General features: G+C 69.3%; 12 protein-coding genes. 10 read left to right on the top strand and 2 right to left on the bottom strand.

Features of this window, described 5'->3' with window-relative positions; all coding sequences use genetic code 11:
* Positions 1–554: 554 nt before the first annotated feature.
* The 10 genes from ASE78_RS02200 (at position 555) to tatC (ending at position 10253) form a co-directional block, all read left to right on the top strand.
* On the top strand, positions 555–2540 hold the full coding sequence (locus tag ASE78_RS02200; RefSeq protein ID WP_056492605.1) for an SPOR domain-containing protein: 1986 nt from the start codon (positions 555–557) through the stop codon (positions 2538–2540).
* Positions 2537–3700, top strand: coding sequence for a deoxyguanosinetriphosphate triphosphohydrolase (locus ASE78_RS02195; RefSeq protein ID WP_056492602.1), 1164 nt, complete (start codon positions 2537–2539; stop codon positions 3698–3700). Before ASE78_RS02200 ends, ASE78_RS02195 begins: the two co-directional genes overlap by 4 nt.
* Positions 3701–3771: 71 nt before the next feature.
* Positions 3772–5499, top strand: a complete 1728-nt coding sequence (gene argS, locus ASE78_RS02190) for an arginine--tRNA ligase (protein WP_056492599.1) — start codon at positions 3772–3774, stop codon at positions 5497–5499.
* Complete coding sequence (locus tag ASE78_RS02185; RefSeq protein WP_056492596.1) at positions 5499–6227, top strand: SPOR domain-containing protein; 729 nt, start codon at positions 5499–5501, stop codon at positions 6225–6227. The genes argS and ASE78_RS02185 overlap by 1 nt, the downstream gene beginning before the upstream one ends.
* A gap of 158 nt (positions 6228–6385) precedes the next feature.
* Positions 6386–7390, top strand: a complete 1005-nt coding sequence (nagZ, locus tag ASE78_RS02180) for a beta-N-acetylhexosaminidase (RefSeq protein WP_056492593.1) — start codon at positions 6386–6388, stop codon at positions 7388–7390.
* Positions 7390–8121 carry a segregation and condensation protein A gene (locus ASE78_RS02175; RefSeq protein ID WP_056492590.1) on the top strand — a complete coding sequence of 244 codons (732 nt, stop codon included), beginning with the start codon at positions 7390–7392 and terminating at the stop codon, positions 8119–8121. The genes nagZ and ASE78_RS02175 overlap by 1 nt, the downstream gene beginning before the upstream one ends.
* Positions 8118–8684, top strand: a complete 567-nt coding sequence (gene scpB / locus ASE78_RS02170) for an SMC-Scp complex subunit ScpB (protein WP_056492587.1) — start codon at positions 8118–8120, stop codon at positions 8682–8684. Before ASE78_RS02175 ends, scpB begins: the two co-directional genes overlap by 4 nt.
* A gap of 37 nt (positions 8685–8721) precedes the next feature.
* A complete protein-coding gene (locus ASE78_RS02165) occupies positions 8722–9000 on the top strand; it encodes a twin-arginine translocase TatA/TatE family subunit (protein ID WP_055756778.1) in 279 nt (92 codons plus the stop codon).
* 60 nt (positions 9001–9060) lie between these two features.
* Positions 9061–9483 (top strand): Sec-independent protein translocase protein TatB, encoded by a 423-nt coding sequence (tatB, locus tag ASE78_RS02160; protein ID WP_082448381.1) that lies wholly within the window; start codon positions 9061–9063, stop codon positions 9481–9483.
* Entirely contained in the window at positions 9480–10253 is a 774-nt protein-coding gene (tatC, locus tag ASE78_RS02155; RefSeq protein ID WP_055756777.1) for a twin-arginine translocase subunit TatC, read from the top strand. The genes tatB and tatC overlap by 4 nt, the downstream gene beginning before the upstream one ends.
* 190 nt (positions 10254–10443) lie before the next feature.
* On the opposite strand, the gene ASE78_RS02150 is transcribed toward tatC, so the two are convergent.
* Together ASE78_RS02150 and ASE78_RS02145 are read right to left on the bottom strand one after the other, a co-directional pair.
* A complete protein-coding gene (locus ASE78_RS02150; RefSeq protein ID WP_056492585.1) occupies positions 10444–11322 on the bottom strand; it encodes an AraC family transcriptional regulator in 879 nt (292 codons plus the stop codon).
* Between the two features lie 155 nt (positions 11323–11477).
* On the bottom strand, positions 11478–11612 hold the full coding sequence (locus tag ASE78_RS02145; RefSeq protein ID WP_055756772.1) for an entericidin A/B family lipoprotein: 135 nt from the start codon (positions 11610–11612) through the stop codon (positions 11478–11480).
* Positions 11613–11727 lie beyond the last annotated feature (115 nt).

The following is an 11727-nucleotide window of genomic DNA, read 5'->3' as shown; positions in this document are numbered from 1 at the left end:
GAAACGGTAGCGCTCCACAACCGGCCCACCCACCCCCAAACCCCTCCCTTGTCAGGGAGGGGAACCGCCAACCGCCATCGTCTGACTGAATGTCGATCGGCCCTGGGCTACACCGATTGCCGCACCGTAGACCCCGGAACGAGTCCGGGGTGACGAAATGGATCGTGCGTTCAACCCCAACACAGCATCGTGCGCCGGTCAGAGCGAAATGCCGATCGGATGCGGCCGTTGGCCATCGCGATACCACCGCGTAAGTCGCGCGAATTCGCTAAAGCGGTGCGTACCCCGCCCGTGCCGGGCTACACGATGCCGCGACATGCGGCGCCTTTTGCGACGGCGAAGTCGCCTCGGGACTTTCCTACTCGTCCCGAACTTGCAACGATCGTCCGTCTCGATCGACACTGGAGCACCGGTCAGCAAACCCGCCGCTAGTGTCAACTTTGTAAACTTTGGCCCAGCCCCAAGCCGTTCGTCGCCGCCACCGCTCGCTTCGTCGCCGCGTGTGCGCAACGACATTCCCCCTTCGGCCGCCGCATGGTTAAGCGACTGCGCCCATGACTCGATTTACCCCGCTGCGCGTCACCGCGTTCCTGCTCGCCGCCGCATCGCCGCTGCCCGCCGTCGCGCAAGGGGGGCCGCTCATTCAACCTCTCACCCCCAACGCCGATCGTCTGTCCGACGTGATGCGCACGCTCGGGCGCAGTCCCAACGACCTGTCGGCACTGGTCGAGGCGGGGCGGCTGAGCGGCAAGCTCGGCGATTTCGACGCGGCGATGCAGTTGCTGGCCCGCGCCGAACGGGTATCGCCCACCGATCCGCGCATTCCGGCGGCCCGCGCCGCGACGCTGGTCAATATGGAACGGCCGGGGCAGGCGCTGGCGCTGTTCGCCACTGCCGAGCGCGCCGGGCTGCCGATGGCCGACTATGTCGCCGATCGTGGTCTGGCCTATGACCTGCTGGGCTATGCGTCCAACGCCCAGCGCGACTATCGTCTCGCGCTGGCGCAGGGGGCGGACGACGAAGTGACCCGCCGCCTCGCGCTGTCGATGGGGATCGAGGGCGACGTGGCGGGGGCCACCGCGCTGCTCGACCCGCTGCTGCGCCGCAACGACCGGGCGGCATGGCGGGTGCGCGCCTGTGTCCTCGCGATGGCGGGCGACGCGGCGGGTGCCGACCGGATCGCGGCGTCGATGCTGCCGGGGTTCGGGCCGAGCCTCGCGCCGTTCTTCCGCCGCCTGCCCCAGCTTTCCGCCGCCGACCGTGCGTTCGCGGTCCATTTCGGCCGGCTCGCCCCGACACCCGACCGGATCGCCGACGCCCGCCTCGCGCCGCAGGTCATTCCCGTGCCCCGCGCCGCGCCGGTCGCGGTCGCCGCCGCATCGGCCCCCACGGCGACGACGTCCGCTCGCCGCGCACCGACCTTTGCCGAGCGCCGCGCCGAACAGCGCCGTCAGGTGGAGGTCGCCCGACAGGCGCAACTGGCCGAGGCGAAGCGCGTCGCCGATGCCCGTGCCGCGCAACTCGCGAAAGCACAGGCCGACGAACTCGCCCGGCGCACCGCACTCGCGCAGGCACAGGCCGCCGAGGCGCAGCGGCTGCGCGACGCGCAGCAACTCGCCGCGCAGCAGGCCGAACAGGCCCGCCTCGCCGAAGCCACCCGGATCGAAGGGGAGCGCGTCGCCGCGCGTCAGGCCGAGGAACGCCGCATCGCCGCCGCCGCGCTCGCCGAACGCGACCGCCTCGCCGCCGCAGCGGCACCGGTCGCCGCCCCGACTAAGGTCGCCGCCGCCACCGCCCCGCCACCCGAACCGGTCGCCGCAGCACCTGTCGCCGAACCGACGACCGCCGCCGCCCCGCCGCCCGCTCCCGGTTTCAGCGCCGACACCGCCGTCCCCGCCGCGTCCGGCGCCGCCGCGACGGTCGCCGCCCGCGCCCCGACCAACGACGACGTCCTCGCCCGGATCATCCGCAACCTCGACGTGCCCGCCGCCGAACTGGGCGTCGCCCCGCCAACCCCGGCCCCGGCGATTCTCGACGCCGCCGCCCAGGCCGCCGACGCGAAGGCCGCCCGTGACGCCGCCGCCGCGCGCGAGGCGGCGGACCGCGCCGCCGAAGCCCGCACTGCCAAGGTCGCCGCCGAGAAGAAGGCAGCCGACGCCAAGAAAGCCGCCGACGTCAAAAAGGCAGCCGACGCCAAACGCCTCGCCGATGCCAAAAAGGCCGAGGAAGCCGCCGAGGCCAAACGCGCCGCTGCACTGCTGAAGGCCGATCCCGAACGCCATTGGGTCCAGATCGCGGGCGGGGCGAACATCGCCGGCCTGCCCGCCGCATGGCGCCTGCTCTCCGCCAAGGCCCCGCCGCTGAAAGGCCGGCAGGCATGGACCACGCCGCTACGCTTCACCAACCGCCTGCTGACCGGCCCGTTCAAGACCGATGCCGAGGCGCAGGCATTCGTCAACACACTGGGCAAGGCCGGACTGCCCGCCTTCGCCTTCACCAGCCCGGCGGGTCAGAAGGTCGTGAAGGTCCCGACCTCATGAGCCGCGCCGCCTATGCCGCCGATCCGCTCGCCCATGGCGGCCGGCTGCACCCCGAACCGGGCGACGCCTCGCGCGGGCCGCGCGATGCGTTTCAGCGCGACCGCGACCGGATCATCCATTCGATCAGCTTCCGCCGCCTGCGCCACAAGACCCAAGTGTTCATGGCCCCCGACGGCGACCATTTCCGCGTCCGGCTGACCCACAGCCTCGAGGTCGCGCAGATCGGCCGCGCCGTCGCGCGCACGCTCGGGCTGAACGAGGATCTGACCGAAGGGCTGTGCCTCGCGCACGACATCGGCCACCCCCCGTTCGGCCATGCCGGCGAGGATGCGCTGGAAGCGGCGATGGCCGGGCAGGGCGGCTTCGACCATAATGGCCAGACGCTGCGCACGCTAACGTGGCTCGACAGCCCCTATCCGTGCTGGCGTGGCCTGAACCTCACATGGGACATGCTGGAGGGGTTGGCCAAGCACAATGGCCCGATCGCGTCGCCCGGCTGGGCACTCGCCGCCGCCGATGCCGCGCACGCCCTGCGCCTGACCGAATGGCCCTCGCTCGAGGCACAGATCGCGGCGATCGCCGACGACATCGCCTATGACAACCACGACATCGACGATGGCCTGCGCGCCGGGCTGCTGACGCTCGACCAGTTGCTCGCCGTACCGTTCGTCGCCGCCGGCTGGGATGCGGTGCGCAAGCGTTTCCCTGAGGTACCGGTGGCGCGGCTGGTCGGCGAACTCACCCGGTCGCAGATCGGGGCGATGGTCAACGACCTGATCGCCGAAACCATCGCCCGCATTGCCGATGCCCGCGTCGAAACCGTGGCCGACGTCCGCACGGCGGGCCGCTGCCTCGCGCATTTCTCACCCGAGATGGCCGAGCAGGAGCGCACGCTCAAGCGCTTCATGTACGCCAACCTCTATCACCACCCGCGCCAGTTGGAGGCGGCGGCGACCGCGCAGCAGGTGGTGGCCGGCCTGTTCGCCGCCTATCACGCCGATCCGGCGACGATGCACGACGGCTGGCGCGCGACATTGCCCGAGGGCGAGCCCGAGCGCAGCCGCCACATCGTCGACTATATCGCCGGCATGACCGATCGCTACGCGGTACGCCGCTACCGCGAGGTCGTCGGCCCGATCGACCTGCCCGAAGGGTTCTGATAGCCCAAGCTTTGCCACCCGCCTCCCTTTCGGCTAAGCGGCGCGCTTCCCATCAACCGACCGGAACCGCCATGACGCTGTATCCCCGTTTCTTCGCCCATCTCGACCGCGCGCTCGACAGCATCGTCGCGCGCGGCGACCTGCCGGCGGGACTCGAGCGACGCGCGATCACCGTCGAGCCGCCGCGCGACACGACGCACGGCGACCTGTCGACCAACGCGGCGATGGTGCTGGCCAAGCCCGCCAAGACCAACCCGCGCGCGCTGGCCGAACTGCTCGTCGCCGAACTGCGCGGCCTGCCCGAAGTGGCGAGCGTATCGGTCGCCGGCCCCGGCTTCATCAACCTGACGCTGACCGACGATACGTGGCGCGGCGAACTCAGCGCGATCGCCGAGGCGGGCACTGCCTATGGCCGTTCGACCGCTGGTGAAGGATCGGTCGTAAACATCGAATATGTCTCGGCGAATCCTACGGGACCGATGCACATGGGCCATTGCCGCGGCGCGGTGGTCGGTGATGCGCTCGCGTCGCTGCTCGAATGGAACGGCGCGAAGGTCATCCGCGAATATTATGTCAACGATGCCGGCGGGCAGGTCGCCGTGCTCGCCCGCTCGGCGCATCTGCGCTACCGCGAGGCGCTGGGCGAAGCCGTGACGATCCCCGAAGGCCTCTATCCCGGCGATTACCTCGTACCGGTGGGGCAGGCGCTCGCCGCCGAATTCGGCGACCGGTACGTCGATGCTCCTGAGAGCGAATGGCTGGTGCTGTTCCGCACCCGCACCGTCGCGGCGATGCTCGAGATGATCCGCGCCGACCTGAAACTGCTCGGCATCGAACACGACATCTTCGCTTCCGAGGCCGAGTTGCAGGCGGCGGGCAAGCCCGAGGCGGCGGAAGCGTGGCTGCGCGCGCGCGACCTCGTCTACGACGGTGTCCTCGAAGCGCCGAAGGGCGAGGTGCCCGACGACTGGGAGCCGGTCGAACTGCCGCTGTTCCGCTCGACGAAGTTCGGCGACGATCAGGACCGCCCGATCAAGAAGTCGAACGGAAGCTGGACCTATTTCGGCGCCGACCTCGCCTATCATTTCCAGAAGGCGCAAACCGCCGACCAGCTCATCGACATCTGGGGCGCGGACCATGGCGGCACCGTCAAGCGGATCGTCGCGGCGGTGCAGGCGCTGACCGAAGGCAAGACCCGCTTCGATGTGAAGCTGGTGCAGATGGTCCGCCTGTTGCGTGGTGGCGAACCGGTGAAGATGTCCAAGCGCGCCGGCAATTTCGTGACCCTCGCCGATGTCGTGAACGAGGTCGGCAAGGACGTCGTCCGCTTCACCATGCTGACGCGCAAGGCCGATGCGCAGATGGATTTCGACTTCGCCAAGGTGGTCGAGGCGTCGAAGGACAATCCGGTCTTCTACGTGCAGTACGCCCATGCCCGCGTCCATTCGCTGGTGCGCCGCGCCGCCGAGGCGGGAATCGCGTTCGATCCAGCGGCCGACCTGTCCCGTCTCGATACGGTCGAACTGGCGCTGGTGAAGCGCGCGGCGCAATTCCCGCGCGTGATCGAAAGCGCGGCGGTGGCGCGTGAGCCGCACCGGATCGCCTTTTATCTGTATGACTTGGTGGCGGAGTTTCACGCGGCGTGGAACCTCGGCAACGACGATCCGTCGCGCCGCTATCTCCAGATCGACGATCCGGCGCTGACGCAGGCACGGCTGTTCCTTGCGCGTGCGATCGGGCAGATTATTAACAATGGTCTGGCTATCATGGGCGTTCAGGCGGTCGAGGAGATGAAGTAATGGCCGATACGTTCGCGCCGGGGGGCGATTCCGATCAGGATCGCCTGCCATGGCTGGAAAGCGCCGATCCCGAACCGGAACCCGCCGCACCCATCTGGCGCACGGTGTTGCTGGTGCTGATCGGCCTGCTGAGCGTGGCCGCGATCGCCTTCGCGCTGCTGCGCCATCAAACGACGCCGACCGCCAGCGGCACCGGTGATCTGATCGCCGCGCCCGCCGAACCGTACAAGACCCGCCCGCAAGGCACCGACGGGATGCAGGTCGCCGGCAACAGCGACACCGCCATCGCGACGAGCGAGGGAGCGACCGGCAACGCCTCGGTCAATCTCGGTGCCGTGCCCGAAACGCCGGTCGATTCGCGCCCGGTCGCCCAGCCCAAGGCGGCGACCAATGGCACCGCCCGTGTCGAGGCGGCGGTGCCGAGCGCCACGCAGCGGCTCGAAGCCCGCGCGCCGGCCACCGCCGCACCCGCTGCCGCCGCCGCCGGGGCAGGGGGCTCGGTCGTCCAGCTCGGCTCCTTCCCCGCCGAGGGGGCCGCCAACGCCGCGTGGAACCAGTTGTCGCGCCGCTTCGGCTATCTCGCGCCGCTCGGCAAATCGGTGCAGGCGGCCGAAGTGAAGGGCCGCACCGTCTATCGCCTGCGCGTCAACGCCGGCAGCGCCAACCAGGCGACCGACCTGTGCGGCAAGCTGAAGCTGGCCGGCGAGAACTGCTTCATCGCCCGGTAAATCGACCACATCCTCGTTGTCCCCGCGCAGGCGGGGACCCATAGACGCTGACGCCCGCGATTGCACCGGAACGTCAGCGCCTATGGATTCCCGCCGTCGCGGGAATGACAATGGCGGCATGGTTGTCCCGACCCACGCCACGCTCTAGACCAACGGCCATGAAGCCCGTCATCTTCGGCCTGTCCGGTCCGGTCCTGACCCCGGACGAAACCGCCTTCTTCCGCGATGCCGATCCGCTCGGCTATATCCTGTTCGGCCGCAACTGCATCGATCGGGCGCAGATGCGCGCGCTGACCGATTCGCTGCGTAGTCTGTCGGGACGCGGCGACCTGCCGATCCTGATCGATCAGGAGGGCGGCCGGGTCGCGCGGATGCGTCCGCCCGAGTGGCCCGCCTTTCCGCCGCCGGCCGCCTTCGCCGCGCTCTATGCCCGCGCGCCGTCCTCGGCGATCGCGGCGGCAAAGGCCAATGCGCAGGCGATCGGCGCGATGCTGGCGGAGGTCGGCGTCAACGTCGACGCGCTGCCGCTGCTCGACGTCGCGCAGGGCGACATGACGGCGGCGATCGGCGACCGCAGCTTCGGCAGCGATGCGATGCAGGTCGCCGCCCTAGGCCGTGCCACGCTCGACGGGCTGGCGGCGGCAGGCGTGCTCGGCATCGTCAAGCATATGCCGGGGCACGGCCGCGCACGGGTCGACAGCCACCTCGAACTGCCGCGCGTCGCCGCATCCGCCGACGCGCTGGAAACCGATCTAGCCCCGTTCCGCACGCTGGCGTCCGCCCCGCTCGCCATGACCGCGCATGTCGTGTTCGAGGCATGGGACGCGGGCAACCCCGCCACCCTGTCGCCGACCGTCATCGAACACATCATCCGCACCCGCATCGGCTTCGACGGGCTGTTGATGACCGACGACATCGACATGAAGGCGCTGTCGGGCACCCCGGCGCAAAAGGCCGCCGCCGCGATCGCCGCCGGCTGCGACGTGGTGCTCGACTGCTGGGCACGCATGGACGAGATGGTCGCCATCGCCGCAGCACTGGACTCGATCGCGCCCGGTTCGCGCGACCGGCTCGACCGGGCGATGGCGACGCTCCGCCCGGCCGATGCCACCCCCTTCGCCGCGCTCGTCGCCCGGCGCGACGAACTGCTCGCGCTCACCTGATGGACGGCGATCCGCCGCCGCTGACCATCGCGCTCGACGGGTGGGAAGGGCCGCTCGACGTGCTGCTGGCGCTCGCCCGCACGCAGAAGGTCGATCTGCGCCAGCTTTCGATTCGCCAACTGACCACGCAATATCTCGCATGGATCGACCGCGCGGCAGCACTTCGGCTCGAACTCGCCGCCGACTTCCTCGTGATGGCGGCATGGCTCGCCTATCTCAAATCGGCGCTGCTGTTGCCTCGCGAACCGGAGATGGACCCCGACCCCGAAGAACTGGCGCTGCGCCTGCAACTGCGCCTCGAACGGCTGGACGCGATGCGCGAGGGCGGCGCCCGGCTGATGGCGCGCGACCGGATGGGGCGCGACGTGTTCGCGCGCGGCAACCCGGAGGGGCTGCGCACTACCCGCCACAATCGCTGGCACGCCGATCTCTACGACGTCATCGCCGCCTATGGCCGGATCAGCGCGCGGCGGCGCCCGGTACTGCATGTCGTCGCGACCCGTCCGGTGATGACGCTGGAGGTGGCGCTCGCCCGCGTCGGCGAGCTGCTCGGCACCCGGATCGACTGGACCGCGATCGCCGAGTTCCTGCCGGTGGATCTGGACGAACGCTATCGTCGCTCGGCGCTCGCCTCCACCTTCCTCGCCACGCTCGAACTGGCGCGACAGGGGCGGATTGCGCTCCGTCAGGAACACGCATTCGGTCCGATCGAACTCCGGCGGCTGCCATGACCGATCCACTGGTCCGCGCGGTCGAGGCGGTGCTGTTCGCGAGCGACGTGCCGCTGACCGCGGCGATGATCGAAACCCATGTCGGCGACGGCGACATCCGCGCCGCCCTCCACGCGATCGAGGCGGCGTGCGACGGCCGGGGCTTCGAACTCGTCCGGCGCGGCGACCATTGGCATTTCCAGACCGCGCCCGATCTCGCCCATCTGTTGCGCCGCGACCGCGACGAACCCCGCCGCCTGTCGCGCGCCGCGATCGAGACGCTGGCGATCATCGCCTATCAGGAACCCGTCACCCGCGCCGACATCGAATCGATTCGCGGGGTTCAGATCGCGAAGGGCACGATCGACGTCTTGCTCGCCACCGGTTGGGTCCGTCCGGCGGGACGGCGCGAGGTGCCCGGCCGCCCGCTGCTCTATGCCACCACCCCCGGCTTTCTCACCCATTTCGGCCTCGCCAGCCGCCGCGATCTGCCGGGGATCGACGATCTGCGCGCCGCCGGCCTGTTGGAGCCAATCGCCGATGCGCTTGCAAGCGCGCTGGAAAGCGGGAGCGATAGCGACTAGATGCACGTCGTAACGTGTTTCGCTTGGAGTCTGGTCGATGGGTGGTCTTAGCATTTGGCACTGGCTGATCGTCGGCGTCATCGTCCTGTTGCTGTTTGGCAAGGGACGGTTTTCCGACATGATGGGTGATGTGGCCAAGGGGCTGAAAAGCTTCAAGAAGGGCATGGCCGAGGATGACGACGTGCCGCCGGCGCGCCCGAACGACCGGCTGCAGCAGCGTCCGCTCGACACCGGGTACGACCGCGATCCCGCGCCGCGCGAGCCGCTGCGCGCCGAACCGCCGCGCGACGCCGATCGCCCGCACGGCGATCGTTGATCCGCACCTGTTGATGCCAGGCGCGCGTCCCGCTGGACGCGCGCCCGACCCCGAGCACCGATGTTCGATATTGCCCCTACCGAATTGATGGTCGTCGCGCTTGTCGCGCTCGTCGTCATCGGCCCCAAGGATTTGCCCAAGGCGATGCGCATCGTCGGCCATTGGGTCGGCAAGGCGCGCGGCGTCGCGCGGCAGTTCCGCTCGGGCTTCGACACCATGGTCCGTGAGGCGGAACTGGCCGAGATGGAAAAGAAATGGGCGGAGGAAAACGCCCGGATCATGCGCGAGCATCCCGCCGATGCCGACGCGCCGCCGCATGTCGAACCGGCGTTCCACCCGGTCGACGCGGCGTCTCCGCCGCCGCCCGACCTGACGCCCGCTCCGGTGCTGCTCGACAAGCCCGACGTCAGCGTCGAACACCCGCAGGTGCGCGAGAGCACCGACGACACCGGCCCCGCCGCCGATACCAAGGCCGCGTCATGAGCGAGATCGACGACAGCCAGGCCCCGCTCCTCGATCATCTGATCGAACTGCGCCGCCGCCTGCTCTATTCCGCCGCCGCGATCGCGGTCTGTTTCGCGCTGTGCTTCTATTTCTCCGAACAGATTCTCTCGTTCCTCGTCCAGCCATTGCTGGCGGCGGGACAGAAGCGCGTGATCTTCACCCAGATTTTCGAGGCGTTCTTCGTCCAGATCAAGGTGGCGTTCTTCGCTGCGATGATGCTGGCGTTCCCGGTAATCGCGAACCAGCTCTGGCAGTTCGTCGCCCCCGGCCTGTACCGTAACGAGAAGCGCGCGCTGTTCCCGTTCCTGCTCGCCACGCCGGTGCTGTTCATCGCCGGCGCGGCGCTGGCCTATTACGTCACCATTCCGGTCGCGCTGCATTTCCTGCTCGGCTATCAGGGCGATCTGGGCGGCGTCGAACAGGAAGCGTTGCCCTCGGTCGAAAATTATCTGTCGTTCGTGATGCAGTTCCTGTTCGCGTTCGGCCTCGCCTTCCTGCTGCCGGTCCTGCTGATGCTGCTCGAACTGGCGGGGATCGTCACCCGCGCGCAACTGGTCGGCGCGCGGCGCTATGCGATCGTCGGCGCGTTCGCGATCGCCGCCGTCGCCACGCCGCCCGACATCGGCTCGCAGTTCCTGTTGGCGGTGCCGCTGATCCTGCTCTACGAACTGGCGCTGATCGCGATCTGGTTCACCGAGAAGCGCCGCGTGCGGCGCGATCCGACCAGCACCGGGGAAGAAACCGCCTAGGCTGGATCGACATTCAGCTATCCAGTGTCGTTCCGGGTGTACGGAGCCACTATTCTGGTCACCCCGGACCTGTTCCGGGGTCCACGGAGCGGCAAACGGTGCGGTTCGAGCTTCTATCGACGGCGTTCGCGGCTGGGTGGACCCCGGAACGAGTCCGGGGTGACGATAAGGACATGAATGTCGATCGGCCCTAGATAATCGGCAGGAACAGGTCGACGATCGCTTCCTGCGCCGGCACGTCGGGGAAGAACCGCACCCGCTGGCAATAGAGCGGGAAATCGCGGAGCTGCTCGCCACTCTGCGGCAACCATGTCCCATAGAGGAACCGCGCGGCGGGTTCGAGGTCATGGGTGTCGCCAACCACCCGCAGCACCGCGCAACGCCCGCCGGGGATCGTCCCCGCCACCACCGGCTCGTCGGCGCCGATCGCCCGCCCGGTCGCAGCGCACAGATCCATCCGGTACGCCTCGGGCGGCGTGACCTGCGGATCGTCGTGAAACACGGTGTAGGTCGCGCTGGCCGGCGGCGTGGTGCCGGTGGCCTGCCGCCACGCGATGAAGCGCCGGATCGTGTCGCCGATCGTCGCTGGATCGCCGATATGGCGCATCATCGCGACGGCAACAGGGTCGACCGTCCGTATCGTCACGTCGTCGAGGGTGAAGGCGATGGTCATGATCTGGCTCCGGGCTTGGTGGAACGGACGTAGCCTGGCGGCCCAGCCACGCCAGTCGGGCGCGGCGCGGAAGCCCGACGGGCTCTGGCCGAAACGCCGGCGAAACGCGCGGGCGAACGCATCGGGCGAGTCATAGCCGGCGTCGATCGCGGCATCGGTGACGCGCACGTCGCCCCGGAAGGCGAGGGCGTGCGCCGCCCGCTCCATCCGCGACAATTGCACATAGCGGTGCAGCGACAGGCCGACGGTCGCGCCGAACTGGCGATGGAAGTGACAGGGGGAGAAGGCGGCGATCGCGCTCAGCCGGTCGAGGTCGAGCGGCGCATCCGGGTGGCGGTCGATATGCGCCAGCACCCGGCGCAACCGCGCGGTATATCGTTCGACCGGGTCCGTCATCGCCGCCGCTCCTCCGCCATGCCGGAACAGCCTATGCGTCACCCGCCGGCGCGATGCGCGACCGATCTTGCGCTTGTGCGGCCAAGGCACGCAAAAAGGGGCGGCTCGGCCATGCCGAACCGCCCCTCATCGCCCGCGCATGGCGGGAGTGGGGATTACTTCGAATCCTTCGCCGCGCCGGCAACCGCATCGCCCGCCGACGACACGTCGCGACCGACGCCTTCGACGGTGTTGCAGGCGCTGATGGCCAGTGCGCCGGCCACGACGGCCAGGCTGATGATCTTGCGCATAGATGTCTCCGTTGATTGCGGTACTTTTGCTGTGCGCAAGGAATGTCCGGCCTGCGGTTTCGTTCCGGCTGCGTGTCGCATCGCCGCATCAAAAAATCGAGCCCACCAGTTGGGG

This window comes from Sphingomonas sp. Leaf25, assembly GCF_001421635.1.
GTDB lineage: Bacteria > Pseudomonadota > Alphaproteobacteria > Sphingomonadales > Sphingomonadaceae > Sphingomonas.
Note: the sequence above shows the minus strand (reverse complement) of the source record. Positions and strands in the feature narration are given on the sequence as shown.